At 67.8% G+C, this 17,348-nt stretch carries 15 protein-coding genes; 6 read left to right on the top strand and 9 right to left on the bottom strand.

Annotated features, from left to right (window positions below; translation table 11 throughout):
• Window positions 1-869: 869 nt before the first annotated feature.
• Together DPM12_RS22040 and DPM12_RS22035 are read right to left on the bottom strand one after the other, a co-directional pair.
• Window positions 870-1,298, bottom strand: coding sequence for an SPW repeat protein (locus DPM12_RS22040; protein WP_112260504.1), 429 nt, complete (start codon window positions 1,296-1,298; stop codon window positions 870-872).
• A 213-nt stretch (window positions 1,299-1,511) separates the two neighbouring features.
• A complete protein-coding gene (locus DPM12_RS22035; protein WP_112260503.1) occupies window positions 1,512-2,324 on the bottom strand; it encodes a DUF4097 family beta strand repeat-containing protein in 813 nt (270 codons plus the stop codon).
• 267 nt (window positions 2,325-2,591) lie between these two features.
• Here DPM12_RS22035 and DPM12_RS22030 point away from each other — a divergent pair, with 267 nt between their 5' ends.
• The 5 genes from DPM12_RS22030 (at window position 2,592) to ptsP (ending at window position 8,440) form a co-directional block, all read left to right on the top strand.
• Complete coding sequence (locus DPM12_RS22030; RefSeq protein WP_112260502.1) at window positions 2,592-3,353, top strand: DeoR/GlpR family DNA-binding transcription regulator; 762 nt, start codon at window positions 2,592-2,594, stop codon at window positions 3,351-3,353.
• A complete protein-coding gene (locus DPM12_RS22025; RefSeq protein ID WP_112260501.1) occupies window positions 3,350-4,462 on the top strand; it encodes a 1-phosphofructokinase family hexose kinase in 1,113 nt (370 codons plus the stop codon). The genes DPM12_RS22030 and DPM12_RS22025 overlap by 4 nt, the downstream gene beginning before the upstream one ends.
• 15 nt (window positions 4,463-4,477) lie before the next feature.
• Complete coding sequence (locus DPM12_RS22020; protein WP_112260500.1) at window positions 4,478-4,930, top strand: PTS sugar transporter subunit IIA; 453 nt, start codon at window positions 4,478-4,480, stop codon at window positions 4,928-4,930.
• Window positions 4,927-6,576: a PTS fructose transporter subunit IIC gene (locus DPM12_RS22015; protein WP_112260499.1), complete on the top strand. Its 1,650-nt coding sequence runs from the start codon at window positions 4,927-4,929 to the stop codon at window positions 6,574-6,576. The genes DPM12_RS22020 and DPM12_RS22015 overlap by 4 nt, the downstream gene beginning before the upstream one ends.
• A 169-nt stretch (window positions 6,577-6,745) precedes the next feature.
• Entirely contained in the window at window positions 6,746-8,440 is a 1,695-nt protein-coding gene (gene ptsP / locus DPM12_RS22010; RefSeq protein WP_112260498.1) for a phosphoenolpyruvate--protein phosphotransferase, read from the top strand.
• A gap of 57 nt (window positions 8,441-8,497) precedes the next feature.
• On the opposite strand, the gene DPM12_RS22005 is transcribed toward ptsP, so the two are convergent.
• The 5 genes from DPM12_RS22005 to DPM12_RS21985 form a co-directional block, all read right to left on the bottom strand.
• On the bottom strand, window positions 8,498-9,490 hold the full coding sequence (locus DPM12_RS22005) for a Gfo/Idh/MocA family protein (protein ID WP_112260497.1): 993 nt from the start codon (window positions 9,488-9,490) through the stop codon (window positions 8,498-8,500).
• Entirely contained in the window at window positions 9,487-10,539 is a 1,053-nt protein-coding gene (locus DPM12_RS22000) for a Gfo/Idh/MocA family protein (RefSeq protein ID WP_112260496.1), read from the bottom strand. Before DPM12_RS22000 ends, DPM12_RS22005 begins: the two co-directional genes overlap by 4 nt.
• Window positions 10,536-11,432 carry a carbohydrate ABC transporter permease gene (locus tag DPM12_RS21995; protein WP_211659234.1) on the bottom strand — a complete coding sequence of 299 codons (897 nt, stop codon included), beginning with the start codon at window positions 11,430-11,432 and terminating at the stop codon, window positions 10,536-10,538. Before DPM12_RS21995 ends, DPM12_RS22000 begins: the two co-directional genes overlap by 4 nt.
• A 10-nt stretch (window positions 11,433-11,442) precedes the next feature.
• Window positions 11,443-12,435, bottom strand: a complete 993-nt coding sequence (locus DPM12_RS21990) for a carbohydrate ABC transporter permease (RefSeq protein ID WP_112260494.1) — start codon at window positions 12,433-12,435, stop codon at window positions 11,443-11,445.
• 72 nt (window positions 12,436-12,507) lie between these two features.
• Window positions 12,508-13,830 carry an ABC transporter substrate-binding protein gene (locus DPM12_RS21985; protein WP_112260493.1) on the bottom strand — a complete coding sequence of 441 codons (1,323 nt, stop codon included), beginning with the start codon at window positions 13,828-13,830 and terminating at the stop codon, window positions 12,508-12,510.
• Window positions 13,831-14,071: 241 nt separating this feature from the next.
• On the opposite strand from DPM12_RS21985, the gene DPM12_RS21980 reads away from it, so the two are divergent.
• The gene (locus DPM12_RS21980) at window positions 14,072-15,283 is read left to right on the top strand and encodes an ROK family transcriptional regulator (protein ID WP_211659233.1); all 1,212 of its coding nucleotides are present in this window, start codon (window positions 14,072-14,074) and stop codon (window positions 15,281-15,283) included.
• A 116-nt stretch (window positions 15,284-15,399) separates the two neighbouring features.
• Here the strand turns inward: DPM12_RS21980 and DPM12_RS21975 are convergent, their stop codons facing one another.
• The gene (locus tag DPM12_RS21975; protein ID WP_112260491.1) at window positions 15,400-16,476 is read right to left on the bottom strand and encodes a type IV toxin-antitoxin system AbiEi family antitoxin domain-containing protein; all 1,077 of its coding nucleotides are present in this window, start codon (window positions 16,474-16,476) and stop codon (window positions 15,400-15,402) included.
• A 324-nt stretch (window positions 16,477-16,800) separates the two neighbouring features.
• Window positions 16,801-17,313 carry a DinB family protein gene (locus DPM12_RS21970; RefSeq protein ID WP_112260490.1) on the bottom strand — a complete coding sequence of 171 codons (513 nt, stop codon included), beginning with the start codon at window positions 17,311-17,313 and terminating at the stop codon, window positions 16,801-16,803.
• Between the last annotated feature and the right edge of the window lie 35 nt (window positions 17,314-17,348).

Here is a 17,348-nt window from a genome sequence, read left to right as displayed (position 1 = left end):
CGCACTCAGCGCCTAACACCAAACCGAAGGACACCGCGCTACACCACTACGGGGGACTTGACCTTCCCCGCGCACGCGGGGAGAATCGACATGCGGTCGGCAGAGGCCATTCGTTAGACGATCATTCCCAAGCAAGCGCTCCTGCTGGCGCACGCGGGGTCTCGCCTCCACAGAGTCCGCGTGAGGGAGGCATGCTCCCGCGCGCCGGAATGATGGCATGTTGACGTAGATGTTCGAGCTCCGGGATCGCCTCGCTTTCCTCGTCCACGCGGTGGCGATGATCAGTCATGTCCGCCGAGCCTGCGGGGTGGGAGCACTGTCCTCTTATGCATGGCGATGGTTCAGCGGAAATGCGGCGGGTTTATGTGGCCGCGTTGTGCTGTGGGCCAGCAGAGGGTAATCGAGCATGTTCCGGGCCGGGACAGGTATCCGGGCACGGACACTGGATCGAGCTTGTTGGGTCTGAGGAACGTCCAGAACTCGATTTGTTCTCCTGGACGTTCCTCAGACCCAACAAGTGGAGATCAACGGGTGCGCGGTGGCGTAAAAAGGGCTGGTGGCGAGTGCCTGGTGGCGCGGTGGCGTGAGGGGTGCGTTGGCATGGGTCCGCTGGTGCGGAGTGGGCGGTGGCCTGAGGTGCGGGTGGTCGGAGGTGCTGTGGCGCGATCTGCGCGGCGGCGTTAGGTGCATGGTGGCATGAAGTGGGGCGGCGGGCCGCGGTGGCATGAAGTCGGGCGGCGGGCCGCGGTGGCATGAAGTCGGGCGGCGGGCCGCGGTGGCGTGAAGTCGGGCGGCGGGCCGTGGTGGCGTGAAGTGGGCGGTGGCACGCGGGATCAGGTCTGGCGCCACCGCCCGTCCTTCAGGTGGTTCTACGAGCGCATTCTGCGCATTCCGGTAGAAATCATGGCTAGCGAGCACAGCAGAATGACCGCGCCGACGATCACGTTGCTGGCGATGACTTCACCGGCTGGGCTTCCTCCGTCCACGAGCCACGGCGAGACGATGGCCCAGATGCCGAGGAGCGGCGCGACCCAGGCGATGCCGTGGAGGTTTCCGTATGCGGCGACGAAGCCGATGGCGAGCACGGCTATCGCGAGTCCTGACAGCAGGTTGCTCATCATCATGCTGTCGTGTCCGGTGAACCCGACGATCCACGGCGATAGGGCCAGGTACATGCCGCCGAGGAAGACGATTCCGTCGGCTCCTTGCGCCATCGGCGTCTCGGCGACCTGGTCGTACTTCCGCCGCATGGCGGTGACGTCGGGATGTTGCTCGATGTCGGGAGTATGCGAACTCATGACCCCCACCTCCTTAGCGAGAGGACACGAGGCTGATCCCGCAATTCCTATGATGCTCCTGTCCGGGCAGGTGACCAAAGCACTTCCGTGAAAACGTCCCGGAATGCTCGTCACTTCTCGTTACTAGCAATAACGACATGTGAGTGCAGTCGACAGTGTGGTGTTCACGCTCGTGGAGGTTTTCGCAGCGCAGACGTAGAACGTGGCGGGCGTTCACCCGGTTCCGACGTTCACCGGGCCGGCGTTGGAGAAGGCTCGCACTTTGAAGATCGACGAGTGATTGGTGGATGCGTCGATGGTGGCCCCGCCGACCCGGCTGCTTGCCTGAACGTCGTAGGTGTGGCCAGCAGGAACGGTGACCGACACCGGGCCTCCACTTGATTCGGCGTCCAGCGACCGCGGGGGAACGCTTGATTCGACCTGGACGGATCCCGCTGTCGACGTCACCTGCGCTTCATCCACCGCCAGGTCGGTGACGACGACGTCGCCGCCGGTGGATCGCGCGGACAGTGGCCCGCCTTGGTGGGCGACGTCGATGGGCCCTGCAGAGGATTCCAGCGTCGTGTCTCCTCGGAGGTCACGCGTCTCGATCGATCCGCCCGACGACTCGGCGACGACGGCGACGCCGCCGGGCACGCTCAGGTCGATGTCGGCCCGGCAGCCGAATGTGGGGACGATGCTGTTGCCGTGGCACCGTGCTTCGACATGGAGGGTGCCTCCGTCGACTCGGTGTGTGACGTCTGCCGCGCGGATCAGGCCGTCGTCGGAGTGACTCCGGAGCTGGGGCGTGCCGGACGTGGTGCCGGTGATGGTGAGGTCTCCGGAGGAGATCTGGATCTCCACACGGGTCACCTGCTCGTCGAAGGCGACGGCGGACACGTCGCTGGATCGGGTTGCCCAGGAGAGCGCGATCACAGCGACGAGGACCACGCTCGCGGTGATCATGCTGGCCTGCCGCCGCGTACCTGCGATGCGGGATGCGGCGGCAGGCCGCGCCGGTTCGTGCCGGGTGCTCTCTGGTGTCACGACGGACCACGGTACTGCCTGTCGCCACGTGGAGCTTCCGTCTCCGTGAGGATTGCGCCCTGAGATCGCATCCGGCATCGCCCGGACCCGCCACGGCCCCGGTATCTGGCGAACGGGCAGCACCAAGAGTATCCGGAGATGTGTGTTTCTGCCCGAAAGTGTTGACGTGGCGGCAAATAATCCGTAAAACAGACGTAAATCAACGTCCGAATAGTTCCGAGTCTCCCTCGGGGCATCGCTGAGGGTTGCAGCGGGAAGTGGGTGTCGATGTACGCGGCGGAACGGCAGCAACTGATTCTCGAACGTGCACGCGGAGACGGTCGCGTCGACGTGAACGGTCTGTCGTCGTTCCTGGACGTCACGCCCGAGACGGTCCGGCGTGACCTGAGCCTTCTGGAACGTCATGGGCTGCTGCGGCGCGTGCACGGCGGGGCCGTGCCCGTGGAGCGCCTCGGATTTGAGCCCGGCCTCGCCGTGCGGGAGGACCGGTTTGTCGCGGAGAAGGAACGGATCGCGAAGGCGGCCGTGGCCGAGCTTCCCGACGACGGCGCGATCCTGCTCGATGCGGGAACGACGACGGCCCGGCTGGCGGAGCAGTTGCCGTTCGACCGGGAATTGCGTGTGGTCACCAACTCGCTGACGATCGCGAACACCGTGGCCACGCGTTCCAATCTCACCTTGTACCTGGTGGGCGGGCGCGTTCGCGGGGTCACGCTGGCCGGCGTGGGGGAGTGGCCGGTACGTGCCCTGGCCGAGGTCTTCGTCGACGTCGCGTTCCTCGGCACCAACGGCCTGTCAGTCGAGCGCGGCCTGACCACGGCCGATCAGACGGAAGCCGGTGTCAAGCACGCCATGGCCAACGCGGCGCGGCGCTGCGTGGTGCTGGCCGACCACACCAAGATCGGCACCGACCACTTCGCACGGGTCGCGGCCATCGACGTGGTCGACACGGTGATCACCGACACCGGTCTCGACGACGAGACAGCGACCGAGCTGGAAGCGGCCGGGCCCCGGGTGGTGCGAGCGTGATCGTCACCGTGACACCCAATCCGAGTGCCGACCGGACCATCGGTGTGGACCGCATCCACCTGGGACGAGTGCACCATGGCACGTCGGTCCGCGTCGATCCGGGCGGCAAGGGAGTCAATGTCGCACGGGTGCTGGCTGCACATCACACGAAGGCGGCCGCCGTCTTGCCGGTGGGCGGTACGGAAGGCCAGCTACTGGTGCAAGTGCTGGAGGAGCACGGCGTCGACGTTGTGCCGGTGCCGATCGCCGCTGGGGTCAGGACCAACGTGACGGTTGTCGAATCGGACGGCACCACGACCAAGTTCAACGAACCCGGCCCGCATCTGTCACCCGACGAGCGATCGGCCCTTCTCGACGCCGTGTCCGCGACCCTGGCGCGCTCGACCGGGGCGCCCGGGTGGCTGGTCGGTTGTGGCAGCCTGCCGGGCGGCGTCGGGGCGGGTTTCTACGCGGATCTCGTCCGGCTGGCACATGCGCGCGGTATCCGGGCGGCGATCGACACGTCGGGCACCGCGTTACACGAAGCGGTCCGCGCGGGCGCCGACCTGGTGAAACCGAACCTGTTCGAGCTTGAGGAAATTGCCGGGCGGGTGCTGCCCACGCTGGGCGATGTCGCCGACGCCGCCCGCGAGCTCCTGGCCACCTGTGCTGGGACGCACCCTGTCGCGTGTGCCGGGGCGCACCCTGCCGCGCTGGTCAGCCTCGGCCCGCACGGCGCGGTGCTCGTCCGGGAAGGCGCTACCCCGGTGTGGGCGATCGCCGACGCCATCACCCCGCGCAGCACGGTGGGGGCGGGCGATGCCCTGCTCGCCGGTTATCTCGACACGATCGAACGAGTGGGCGATAGCGCCACGGACCTCAATGGCGGGGACGACGATGTTGGCGTCGACTTCCCCGGGGGCCGCGCCGGTGGGGACCTCGCGGATGGCGCCGACGCCCGTGGGGACCTTGCCGACGGGCGCTACGTCGAAGCCGTCCGGACTGCCGTCGCCTGGGGAACGGCCGCTGTCGGCCTTCCCGGAAGCCAGATGCCAGAGCCGTCCGACGTTGCCCCATTGCGCGTGCACGTACGGACCGATCCCGACCGGAACGTGCCGGTCCAGGAGTGAGCCGAGGAGGCCACGATGAGCGAGCTGATCACCCCCGAATTCGTCGACCTCGATCTGGACGCCGAGGACAAGCACGCGGCCACGCGTCGGCTGGCCGAGCTGCTGGTCGCTGGCGGCCGGGTGACCGACCTCGACGGGTTCCTTGCTGACGTGCGCGCACGCGAGGAACAGATGTCGACCGGGCTTCCGGGCGGCATCGGTATCCCGCACGCCAAGAGTATGCACGTCGTGACACCAACACTCGCGTTCGGCCGGTCTCCCGCCGGCGTCGACTTCGGTGCTGACGACGGCCCGGCGCGGCTGGTCTTCCTCATCGCCGCCCCGGACGGGGGCGACAGCGAGCATCTGCAGATTCTCGCCGCGCTGGCCCGGCGGCTGGTCAGCCAGGAGTTCACCGAGGCATTGCTGTCCGCCCCCGATGCCGCGACGGTTGCCGGCATCGTCATGCGAGAGGTGGTTCCGTCATGAAGTTCGTTGCCGTCAGTTCCTGCCCCACGGGGATCGCCCACACCTACATGGCCGCCGAGGCGCTGGAGCAGGCGGCCAGAGCCGCCGGACACGAGATCACCGTCGAGACGCAGGGGGCCGGGGGTGCGAAGGCGGTGTCGGCGAGCATCATTGCTGACGCCGACGCGGTGATCTTCGCCGCCGACATCGGGGTACGCGATCGGGAGCGGTTTGACGGCAAGCCCGTCGTGACCGTGAGCGTCAAGCATGCGATCTCGTCAGCCCCAGACGTGATCACGCAGGCCGAACGGGCCGCCCGGGAGGCGGGCGCGAGCGTAGCCGCAGCTCAAGGCGCGGCAGGGGGTGCAGGAGAGGGTGCAGCAGAGGATTCCGGCGGCTCCGGGACCGCCGGACTCTCCGGGGCATCCGAGTCCTCTGGGGCATCCGAGTCCTCTGGGGCATCCGGGGCGCCGGAGCCTTCCGGGTCGTCGCCGGCGACGAAGGTGACCTCCGGGGCGGGCGTTGGTACCCGGATCCGGCAGTGGCTCATGACCGGCGTCAGTTACATGATCCCGTTCGTCGCCGCCGGGGGCATCCTCATCGCGCTGAGCTTCATGATTGGCGACTACGAGATCGTTGAGACGGAGCTGAGCAGCGTCGTCGAAGACTTCAACCCGCTGTCCTCCACCAGCTGGGCGGCGCTGTTCTACCACGTCGGTTCGTCCGCGTTCGGGTTCCTCGTGCCCATCCTCGCCGGTTTCATCGCCTTCGCGATCGCTGACCGGCCCGGTCTGGCACCGGGCATCGTCGGCGGTGCGCTGGCGATGAGCGTTGAGGCGGGCTTTCTCGGTGGTATCGCGGCCGGGTTCATCGGCGGGTTCCTCGCGCTGTGGATCAGCCGGATTCCGGTGGGCAAGGCCCTGCGGGGCGTGATGCCCGTCGTCGTGACCCCTCTGCTGGCCACGGCCGTCACCGGCCTGATCATGCTGGTGCTGCTGGGAGGCCCGCTGTCGGCAGCCGCCGACGGGCTGGAGGAGTGGCTGAACGGGCTCACCGGGGCGAACCTGATCCTGCTGGGTGCGCTGCTCGGGTTGATGATGGCCTTCGACATGGGCGGGCCGGTGAACAAGGTGGCCTACACCTTCGCCACGACGGGCCTGGCGGGCGCTGCCACCGCGGCCGACAGCACCAACTTGACGATCATGGCGGCCGTGATGGCGGCTGGGATGACACCGCCGCTGGGCCTGGCGTTGGCCACCGTCGTGCGCAAGCGGCTGTTCACTCCGGCTGAGCGGGAGAACGGCCGGGCGGCCTGGCTGCTGGGGGCGTCGTTCATCACCGAGGGAGCCATCCCGTTCGCGGCGGCGGACCCGCTGCGCGTCATTCCGTCGCTCATGGTGGGCTCTGCCGCGACCGGATCGCTGGTGATGGGTATTGGCAACACGTTGCGCGCGCCCCACGGCGGCATCTGGGTGACCGGCTTGATCGGCCAGCCCGTGCTGTACGTGCTGGCGATCGCGGCGGGCGCGGCGGTGACAGCCGCATGCGTCATCGTGCTGAAGAGCCTGCGACGCGCACCCGACGAGGCGTCCCCAGCGACACCGGCGACGACGGCTACGGCGTCGGCGCCCGCCACGACGACGGGCTCGGCCACGGCGTCGGCGTGACGCCTTCCTGCCCGGCGATGCCGCGGGTTGAGCCGACGTGTTACGGATCACGGAACGTGGCGGGGCATTGACACGGACGGTGAGGTCGATGGTGGTCCATGCTGAGAGGAATACGGTTGAGTTGTCGCCGATACGAGGAGACGTCGTGAGTCCGGAAGCGGGCACGGGGATGCGCGGGATTGGGGTCAGCGCGGGCGTGGCGATCGGCCCGGTGGTGCGGATGGCTGAACCGATCCGCCCGCCGGCCGACGAGCCTGCCGCTCCGGACAGCGCGGCGGCCGTCGAGGCGGTGTCCGAGGCGCTGGAATCGGTGGCGGGCGAGCTGGAACGGCGCGCCGAGATGGCCGAGGCCACGGCCGCCGAGATCCTCACCGCCACGGCAATGATGGCACGCGACCCGTCGCTGCGTTCCGGTGCCGAACGGCGGATCGGCGAGGGAATGGGCCCGGCCAACGCGCTCGATAACGCGGTGGAGGAGGTCTGCGCGTCGCTGGAGGCGGCCGGCGGGTATCTGGCCGAGCGCACCAGTGATCTGCGCGACGTGCGCGATCGCGTCGTGGCGATCCTCGTGGGCGCGCCGCAGCCGGGACTTCCGGTGTTCGAACACCCGTCGATCCTGGTGGCGCACGATCTCGCGCCGGCCGACACGGCGGGGCTGTCCCAGGACGACGTCCTCGCGATCGTCACCGAGGCTGGTGGGCCCACCAGTCACACGGCCATCCTCGCGGCGCAGCTGGGCATCCCGGCCGTTGTCGGTGCGGAGCCCGGGGGCGACGGCCCGGTACGGGCGTCGCTGACCGACGGGGTGGTGATAGCCGTCGACGGCGCGTCCGGTGAGATCGTCGTCGAGCCGGACGAGGCGACCCGCGACGCGTGGACGCGGCGAGCAGGCGAGCGAGAAACGCGGCTCTCGCGGTACAGCGGCCCGGGGCGCACGCGGGATGGGCACCCGGTGGCGCTGCTGGCCAACATCGGCACCGCCGACGACGCGTTCGCCGCCGCCGACGTCGACGTCGAGGGTGTCGGGCTGTTCCGTACGGAGTTTCTCTATCTCGATCGTTCCACGCCGCCGAGCGTGGAGGAGCAGACCGAGACGTACGCGTCGGTGTTGCGCGCGTTCGGGACGCGCCGGGTGGTGGTGCGCACTCTCGATGCCGGTGCCGACAAACCGCTGGCGTTCGCCCCGTCCGGCGAGGAGGAGAACCCGGCGCTTGGCGTGCGTGGCCTGCGCTTGAGCCGGCGTGTCGAGGCGCTGCTGTCCGACCAGCTCACCGCCCTGGCCGCGGCCGCGAAGCAGAGCGAGGCCGACGTCTGGGTGATGGCTCCGATGGTGGCCACCGCCGAGGAGGCCCGCTGGTACGCCGATCGGGCGCGCGCCGCCGGGCTGGACACCGTGGGAGTGATGATCGAGGTTCCGGCAGCGGCGCTGCGAGCAGGCGAGGTGCTGGCCAGCGTCGATTTCGCCAGCATCGGCACCAACGATCTCGCCCAGTACACACTCGCCGCCGATCGGATGCTCGGCGAGCTGGCGCCGCTGCTCGATCCGTGGCAGCCGGCGGTGCTGGATCTTGTCGCCGCGACGTGCGCCGGGGCGGGGGACCTCGGCGAGCGTCCGGTGCCGGTGGGCGTGTGTGGCGAGGCCGCGGGTGATCCGCTGCTGGCGCTGGTGCTGGTCGGGTTGGGAGTGACCAGCGTGTCGATGGCACCGGCGAAGGTGCCGGCGGTACGGGCGATGCTGGCCTTGCACGATCGGCAGCGTTGTGTGGAGATGGCGGCTGCGGCGCGGGCGGCGCCGGACCCGGCGGGGGCGCGAGACGCCGTCGGCGAGCTCCTCGACCCCGAGGCCGAGCCCTTCATCCGCTGACCCTCGCCCGCTGATCATGAACACTAGGCGACCACATAGGTCGCCTAGTGTTCATGATCAGCGGGAGAAGGGGATGGGTGCGCCGGTCTCGGCTGAGCGCAAGGCGGCCAGCGCGACACGGGTGGCGGCCAGGCCGTCGTCGGCGGTCACCGCCGGCGTGCGGCGCTCGCGCACGGCCGCGAGGAATTCGTCGATCAGCCCCTGGTTGGCATCGGAGCCCCACGGGAGCCAGCTCAGCTGGTTCTGCGTTCCGCCGTAGATGGTCAACTGCTGGCTGAACGCATCGACGTCGACGACGCCGTGCTCGCCGACGAACTCGACGGTCAGCCCGCCCCACGTCGGATAGGCCGGCGGCCGGCTCCAGCTGGCGTCGATGGTGGCGAAGAAGCCGTCGGCATACGTCAACATCACCAGCGCACCGGTTTCGACGGGCGTGGCCTCGCGATGCAGGAGGTTGTTGGTCACCGCGTAGACCTCGACCGGATCCTGACCCAGATACCAGCGCAAGATGTCGGCGACGTGGACGGTGTGATCCATCAGCGCGCCGCCGCCGGCCAGGACGGGATCGCCGAACCACGCGCCGTGATGCAGGGGAAGTTCGCCCTGGTTCGTTCCGGTGCACGCGTACAGCCGCCCCATCGTCCCGCTGGCGATGGTCGACGCGACTTCGCGCAGCGGCGGGCTGAACCGCATGGGAAACGCGGTCATGAGGGTCACCTGGGACCGGGTGCAGGTGTCGACGATCGCGCGGGCGTCGTCCTCCGTGGTGGCCAGCGGTTTCTCGCAGAGCACCGCGACACCTGCGGCGGCGGCACGCTCGACGTGTTTGCGGTGGTGAGCGGTTTCGGAACACACGACGACGGCATCCACGCCGGCGTCGAACAGTTCATCGGCCGAGCCCATCCACGGCACGCCGTGCTCGGCCGACCAGCGCACGCCGCGCTTCGTGTCGTCGTCGGTCACGCCGACGACGTCGGCTCCGGCGGCGCGCACGTTCGCGACGTAGGCATCGGCGTGCACGTGGGCCGGCGAGAGGAATCCCACTCTCATGATGCAACCTCCACGGGTACCGGCCGGCCGGTGACGATGGAGTCCGCGGCTGCGCTGGCGATGCGCAGCGCCGCCAGGCCGTCGTCGGCGGTCACCACCGGTTCGGCGGTGCCGTCGAGTACGGCCAGGAAGTGCCGGAGCTGGGTGGTGTGCGGCGGTTCAGCCAGCGGGCTGGACGGTAGCGGGACGGCGCTGGCGGGCGCGGTGGACCGCAGTGATGCGCGGACGGGCGCAGTGCGGTCCGAGTCGAATTCGAGCAGGCCGCGTGTCCCGGCGATCTCGCCCCGCGTGCGGAACGTCGGCGGCGGATGTGCCCATGACCCTTCCACGTGACTGATCGCTCCGGAGCGGTGTTTCATGATCGCAAGGACGTGGTCCGTGCCCGCCTCGGGGCGCGATGCGCGGACACTGCGGGCATGCACGGTGGCGACGTCACCGGCGACCCACCGCGCATAGTCGAAGTCGTGGACCATCAGGTCCAGGACCAGGCCGCCGGAGAGCTCGTCGTCGGCGAGCCAATCACCGTCCGGCTTTGACGGCAGGTACGTGGCGCGCGAGAGCCGGATGACGGAGGGACGGCCGATCGCGTCGTCGAGGACGGACGCGTGCGCGGCGGCGTACTCCGGGAAGAACCGCACGACGTGCGCGACCAGCAGCGGCACGCCGGCATCGCGGCAGGCGGTGATCATCTGTTCACCGTCCGCCGGGGTGCGGGCGAGCGGCTTCTCGCAGATGACCGGCCGTCCTGCGGCTGCCGCGGCGAGGACGATGTCGTGGTGCAGGTGCGTGGGTGCGCACACGTCGACGACGTCGACCTCGCCGAGCAGCTCGTCGAGGCCCGTGCACACGCGCATCCCGTACTGTGCGGCCAGCTCGTTGGGCGGGTTCTGGGGACTCGACATGATCGCGGTGAGCTCGGCGCCGTCGCAGGCGGCCCAGCCTGCCGCGTGCACGGATCCCATGAAGCCCGCGCCGACGATGCCGATCCGGTAGGTGGAGCTCCGGCCCGGCGGCGGTGGTGGCGGTGGCTTCTCCGGTGCCGGGTTCATTTGATGGCCCCTCCCGTGAGACCTCGGACGAACTGCCGGGAGAAGATGAGATACAGCGCCATCATGGGCAGCATCGCCAGGGTCAGTACCGCCAGCACGGCGTTCCAATCGGTGACGAATTGGCCAAGAAATGCCTGGGCGCCCAACGTCACGGTGCGCACCTGCTCGGCCGGGGCGAGGATCAGCGGGAACCACAAATCGTTCCAGATCGGCAACATGGTGTAGATTCCGATGGCGGCCAGGCCGGGGCGGATGAGCGGCACGGTCATGCCATAGACGCGGTATTCGCTGGCGCCGTCGATGCGGGCGGCGTCCTTGAGATCACGCGGCACCTGTTTGAAGAACGTCGTGAGGACGAATACCCCCAGAGGCAGGCCCATCGCCGTGTACACGAAGATCATTCCGGTGAGCGAGTTGACCAGGCCCAGATCCACCAGCAGTTCGAGAATCCCGACGGTGCCCAGCCGGATCGGGATCATGATGCCGAGCGCCAGGTAGAGGGCTACCATCGCCGCACCCCGGAACCGGTATTCGGCCAGCGCGAACGCGGCCATGGAACCGAACACCAGGACGAGGATCACCGATACCACCGTGATGACGAAGCTGTTGAAGAAGTACAGCTCGAACCGCGAACGTTCGAACACGGTGCCGTATCCGACGGTGTCGAACGTGTCGAACGTGGGCGGTGTGAACGGCTCGTCGAAGATCGCCTGGCGCGACTTGAACGAGTTCATGATGATCAGCGCGATCGGGCCGCAGGCGATGAGCAGATAGACGATCAGTATCGCGTGCGGGACCAGCGCCTTGATCCTTCCGGGCCGGGGCGTCCCCGCTGCTGACCTGCGGGCCGGCGCCGCCTTGCGGGCGCTGTCACTGGTGTCGACGGTGCTCACTGGCTTCCCCTCATAGCTCATAGTGCTCGACCCGGCGATGCCAGGAGAAGTAATACAGGAGGACCCCGGCGAGGATGAGCAGGAACATCATCGTGGCCACGGTCGCTCCCATGGTGGTTGACCCGCGTTGCAGCTGGAAGCCGAAGAACGTGCGGAAGAAGAAGGTCCCCATGATGTCCGTGGCGAAGTCTGGGCCGGCAAGCGCGCCTTTGACCGTATAGATGAGGTCGAACGCGTTCATGTTCGCGATATAGGTGATGATCGACACGACGCCGACGGTCGGCAGCACCAGGGGGAACTTGATCCGCCAGAAGACCTGCCAGCCCGTGGCTCCATCCACCCGGGCCGATTCGACGAGCTCCTCGGGAATGCCGATCAGCACCGCGTAGAAGAGGATCATCGGAATCCCGACATACTGCCAGACCGACATCAGCGACAGGGTCAGCAAGGCGGTGCTGGACTGGCCCAGTAGTGGTGTCTCCACGAATCCCCACAGGGGACTGAGGATGAGCTGCCAGATGAACCCGACGATGACCACGCTGAGAGTCGTCGGGATGAAGATGACGGTCCGGTAGAACGTGCGCCCGCGCAGTGTCGACGAGGCGAGGAGCGCGGCGAGCAGGAGCCCGATCGGGTTCTGGACGAAGAAGTGGACGGCGAAGAAGAGCAGGTTGTTCCATACCGCGTTCCAGAACCTGCTCGACATGATGTCATCGGTGAGCAGCCGCAGGAAGTTGTCCAAACCCACGAAGATCTGGTCGCCCGCTTCGGCGCCGTACAGGCTCAACCGCATCGAGTCGAGCAGCGGGTAGATCATGAAAACCGTGTAGATGGCGAACGCCGGCCCGATGAACACGATCAGGTGTGTCGGGAACCGGGAACGACGTCGCTGCCGTACGGGTGTGGGAGCGCCACCGGCCGGGGCGGCGTGCGTCGCGACAGCCTCGGAATCGGGACCGGAATCGGCGCCGTCGGACGACCCCGAGGTCTGTGTGTGGCTCATGCGTGCTCCTTGCGAGAAGCTGGGCCGGCAGGCGGCTCGGGGGAACCGCCTGCCGGGTATCGGAACAGCCGCTTACTGGTGAGGCTCGTACCAGCGTTCTAGGCCGTCTTGGGCACGCTCGGCGGCCTCTTGAGGTTCGATGGTGCCGTTGAGCACCTGTGCGCTGAGGTCCCACAGCTCGTTTTCGAGGTTGGGCTCCCCGCGAGAGAGGATCTGGTACGAGTTGCGGATGGTTTGCTCGCACTGGTCACGCCAGTCGAGGAACTCCTGCGCCAGCGGATCCTCGAGCTCGACCTCGTGCTCGGAAAGCGGGAAGAACCCGGGCAGGGAATTGGCGTACAGGTCCGCGAACTCGGCCGTGGTGACCCACTCGAGGAACGTGCGGGTCTCCTCGGGATGCTCGGTTGCGGTGTTCATCCCGATCCCGATGTCGGTGTGGTCGCTGATGTAGCAGGTGTCCTGACCCTCCGGCGGCGGGGGCGGGAAGGCGCCCATATCGAAGTCTGCCTGCTCGCGGAACAGGCCGATCTCCCACGAACCCGCGGGGAAGATCGCTCCCTGACCCAAGGTGAACATGTTCTGCGAGTCCGGATAGGTCACTGACTCGTAGCCGCTGGGAAGGTACTCGGACCACGTGGCGAGTTCCTCGAACACGGAGACGTACTGCTCGTCGTCGAGCTGCTCCTCGCCGTCAATCAAGGCTTGCCGGCCTTCCTCACCCTTCCAGTAGTTCGGGCCGATGTTCTGGAATCCCATGGTTGCGGCTTCCCATTGATCCGCGGTGCCCATGACCAGCGGGGCGTACTCGCCGTGCGCCGCGATCTCGTCGAGAAGCGCGTGGAACTCCTCCTCGGTCTCGGGCTCGGAGAGTCCCAGCTCCTCGAAGATCTCGGCGTTGTAAATGAACCCGTGGATCACGGACGCCATGGGCACGCAGAAGATGTCCGAATTGTCGTCGGTGACCCAGGCGCTGCGGGCAACGTCCCCGTATTCGTCGATGCCCGGCAGGTCGTTCAGCGATTCGAGGTGCCCGCTCTCGAACAGGTCGAGAGACACGTCAAACGGCCGGCAGGTGATCAGATCGCCGGCGGTGCCGCCTTCGAGCTTGGCTTCGAGCGCCGCGTCGTACTCGTCCGGAGCCGTCGGCTGGAAGGTGACCTGGATGTTGGGGTGCTCCTCGTGGAAGGCCGGCAAGATGACGTCTTCCCAGACGGCGAGGTCGTCGTTGCGCCAGCTCTCGATGAGGAGCTCGACTTGTTCTTGATCCCCGTCGTCGGCGTCCGCTTCGCCAGCCGGATCCTCCGGCTCATCCCGGGGATCTTCGGATTCGCCGCAGGCGGCGAGAACCAGGACGGCGCCCACGACCGGTGCCATCCAGCGGAGTCGTTTCGACATGTATTCTCCTGTGTTTCTCAGTGGGCCGGTGGATGCGACGGATGCGTGATCCGCCTTGTGCTCGTTCCGGATGTCTCGTGTCCGACCGTCACCCTGTGAGCTGCGGTGATGGCCGACATGAGGTCGCTCCTACACGGTCAGGTGGTACGTCGGACGCCGTGGTCTTGCGCCGTTCGTCTAGGCTTAGATAAGAAACTTTCTTCACTATGTTCCGATCCCATGAGACTGTCAAGGGGATGCCGTGACACAATCTGGACTCGGTGGCGGGCCGCAGCTGCTGCGACTCATGAATTGCGCGGCCGTGTTGCATGCCCTTCGCGACACGGGATCCGCGCGCGTGACCGAACTGGTGACGGCGACCGGCTTGTCGCGCCCCACGGTCACCGCCGCAGTCTCGACGCTCATCGACGACGGATGGGTCGAAGAAGCAGACTCCTCGGACTCCTCCGAGGCATCGTCACCGCGGATGGGCCGGCCGGCTCGGATCCTGAGGTTCCGCGCCGACGCCCGGCACGTCGTGGGAATCGACGTCGGCCCACACAAGATCTACTGCGCAGTAGCTGACCTGAACGGTGCGATCGTTGCCCACGTGCGCCGGGCCGTGGAACCGCTGAGCTCACCTGCCGACCTGCTCGAACACGTCGAAACGACGATAGGGCTCGCCATGGCCGAGGCGTCGATCCCGCCGTCGTCGCTGGCCGCTGTCGGGGTGGGGACGCCGGGAATCGTCGACGAGCAGCACGAGAGCGTGGTGCAGGTGCCGTCCGTGCCCGGATGGAGCTCGCTGGAGCTCGCCCGCCTGCTGCGCAAGAACCTCGGCTGTCCCGTGCAGATCGAGAACGACGTCAATCTCGCCGTGATGGCCGAACGCTGGGACGGCGTCGGGAGCGACGTCGACGATCTGGTCCTGGTGCAATGGGGTTCCCGGCTGGGCGCGGCGGTATTGGTGCAGGGCAACCTGCATCGCGGTGCGCACGGTGCCGCCGGTGAGATCGGGTTCGTCGACGTTGAGGACGAGGATCCCCAGGGCATCCGGCCCGATGGCCAGGGCCCGCTGGAGGCGTCCATCGGAACGTCGTGGATCTTGCGCCGGGCGCGCAGCCTGGGTGATCACCACAGTCCAGATGCGGTGGCGGTACTCAAGGCAGCCGCAGCCGGAGAGGAGCCCGCGCTTACGGTGATCGACGAGGCGTGCACGCACTTCGCGCGCGGCTTCGCGCCGGTGCTGGCAGCGCTCGACCCGGAGCTGGTCATCATCGGCGGAGGGATCACGCTGGCCGAAGGTGCGATCGTGGAGGGAATCCAGCGGCACCTCGGTGCGCGGGCACTCGTCGTGCCGAGATTGGAGCTGTCCACCCTGGGCGACGACGCGGTGGCGCTCGGGGCGGTTCGGCTGGCGTTGACCGAAGCGGAGAAGCGCCTCCTGGATGCATACGCGTCTCCCGGTGCGTGAAGCAAGCCCTGCTACCGCTCGACTTCGATGCTGAAACGTGCGGTAATTCGCCGTGTGGCGGGGATAAACGCACGCCTGGGTGTCGAAGTGCCGGCGGGGTGGAGCGCGGGGTCGGGTCACCGGCGTTCGTCGTACCAGCCGGGAGGAAGGATGGTCGCTACCGGGTAGGGCGACGGCCAGTCGCCCGGGCGCGGCTCCACCGGACCGACGCCGGGAACGTGCTTCCACCACCGGATGGGTGCCGTACTCGGCGGATTGTCGCGAAGGAGATGGTGAAAGCGGCGGATCAGGTCAGCACGCCGATATGCTGCGAGCGCGAAATCATACCGGACGATGTCGAGACCGAGCCTTCGCAACCGCCACTCGCGTTCCTTTTCCTGAGCCACAACCTTGGCGGCGTCGGGACGGTTGTTGTATTTGCAGCTCCCGTCGGCCTCGTGGGCTGCGTGGTGATATGGCCAGAGGCCGTCCACCCGGAACTCTGGTCGCTCCATGCCAACCCATGCGTTGGACACGGCTCGGGGCAGGCCTCCGGCGATGATGGCGAACCGGCCGAGCGTCTCCACCGGGCTTTCGGCCAGCGGATCGGCGTGCTCCGCCACCCATCGGGCGCGGGTGACTCCTGGCCAGCGAGACATCTGGCGCACGGCTTCGGCGAGGTCGTGCTCGCGCCGGGCGACAGCATCGGCGACGATCAACGCTGCAGCGACGGGTGCGTTCAGCGCCACCGTGGCTGCGGCCCACGCCTGGCTCACGAGCCGGATCCCCCTGCGTTGCCATCGATGGTGCGGCGGAAGCGCTGCCGTCACGATGCGTCCGTAGGTACTGAACGTCGTGCCTCGACTTGCCAGCTTCGGCCGCATGACGATAGGTAGCTCGGGCGGGCGGCCCAGCGTTGGCAATCCCCAGTTGATAACCGCGGACCATCCGGTGGCGTAAGCATCGTGGCAGGACAGGACGAAGGCGCGGGCCATCAAGGCGTGCCGTTCCCACTCGTCGAGCAGCGGCATGGTCTCGGCTGAGGCGTAGACACCCTCGGCCAGCCGCACGAGAAGTCCGGACCGCGCCAGCCTGCGCAACCGATCGGGCGAGACGCCGAAGGTGCGGGCCGTCGGGAGGTCGAGAAGCCCGTCGCCTCGCCACAGCAGCGTCGATATGTCTCCGGGCAGTCGAGTTCTGGGCCGGCGTGCCATGGAAGACAACCTTGTGGCCCGCCGTCGTCCGGGGAAAGCAGGGTGAGCCGATTTGTGGACAGTCGCGGAACGCGACGTGCACCTGTGGACCGGCTCCGTGGTGCACCTGTGGACCGGCTCCGTGGTGCACCTGTGGACCGGCTCCGTCGTCGGGGAAGCCCCCTGACACGATCGTCCGACCGACTTCGATGCTGAAACGTGCGGTAATTCGCCGTGTGGCGGGGATAAACGCACGCCTGGGTGTCGAAGTGCCGCCGGGGCGAACGGCGAGTGTCCCGAGACAGTGATCGACGGGAAGGGGGAATGGGGAAGGGGCGTCGTGATCTACTCGCCGAGTTGACCGTCCGCGAGTTCGCGCGCGACATCGAGGTGCCCGGCGTGGCGGGCGTACTCCTGCAGGACGTGGAAGAGTGTCCAGGCGAGCGTGGGCCGATCAGCATCGGTCTGGAAGCGCCCACCGAGGGCGGCGAGATCGTCGAGATCGGCTGCCTCGGCGATCGCACGGGTACGTTCGCCGGCTTCATCCAGGCGGGCGACGAGCTCCGCCGCGGTCGCGTCCGGCGACACGTACCAGCGATCGTCCTCGTCGATGTCTCCCCACGGCGCGTCCACATGTTCGGCGACGAATCCCCACCGCAGCCACCGCCGCTCCATGTACAGGAGATGATTCACGAGTTGGAGCGGGGTCCAGCCGGACGGCAGACGGCTGGTTCGGAGCTCAGCCTCCGGCAAGCCGTGGAGCTTGCGTGCGACGGCCGACCGGTAATAGTCGAGATAGCCGAGTAGCAGCTCCTGGGGATCGGAGAGCTGGTGCGACGGTTCGGCGAGGTCGTCCATGGTGCTCGTCGTATCCTTTCGAGGTCCGTGATCGT

The sequence above is a fragment of the Phytoactinopolyspora halophila genome (genome assembly GCF_003287285.1).
GTDB lineage: Bacteria > Actinomycetota > Actinomycetes > Jiangellales > Jiangellaceae > Phytoactinopolyspora_A > Phytoactinopolyspora_A halophila.
The sequence above is the reverse complement of the archived record's forward strand: the minus strand, read 5'-3'. Positions and strand labels throughout refer to the sequence as shown.

Coding starts and splice junctions, on each gene's coding strand:
- DPM12_RS22020 (WP_112260500.1), top strand. CDS start 4,478: ATGAGCGAGCTGATCACCCCCGAATTCGTCGACCTCGATCTGGACGCC.
- DPM12_RS21975 (WP_112260491.1), bottom strand. CDS start 16,476: ATGGCACGCCGGCCCAGAACTCGACTGCCCGGAGACATATCGACGCTG.
- DPM12_RS21990 (WP_112260494.1), bottom strand. CDS start 12,435: ATGAGCCACACACAGACCTCGGGGTCGTCCGACGGCGCCGATTCCGGT.
- DPM12_RS22030 (WP_112260502.1), top strand. CDS start 2,592: ATGTACGCGGCGGAACGGCAGCAACTGATTCTCGAACGTGCACGCGGA.
- DPM12_RS22015 (WP_112260499.1), top strand. CDS start 4,927: ATGAAGTTCGTTGCCGTCAGTTCCTGCCCCACGGGGATCGCCCACACC.
- DPM12_RS21970 (WP_112260490.1), bottom strand. CDS start 17,313: ATGGACGACCTCGCCGAACCGTCGCACCAGCTCTCCGATCCCCAGGAG.
- DPM12_RS22000 (WP_112260496.1), bottom strand. CDS start 10,539: ATGAACCCGGCACCGGAGAAGCCACCGCCACCACCGCCGCCGGGCCGG.
- DPM12_RS22005 (WP_112260497.1), bottom strand. CDS start 9,490: ATGAGAGTGGGATTCCTCTCGCCGGCCCACGTGCACGCCGATGCCTAC.
- DPM12_RS22040 (WP_112260504.1), bottom strand. CDS start 1,298: ATGAGTTCGCATACTCCCGACATCGAGCAACATCCCGACGTCACCGCC.
- DPM12_RS21985 (WP_112260493.1), bottom strand. CDS start 13,830: ATGTCGAAACGACTCCGCTGGATGGCACCGGTCGTGGGCGCCGTCCTG.
- ptsP (WP_112260498.1), top strand. CDS start 6,746: ATGCGCGGGATTGGGGTCAGCGCGGGCGTGGCGATCGGCCCGGTGGTG.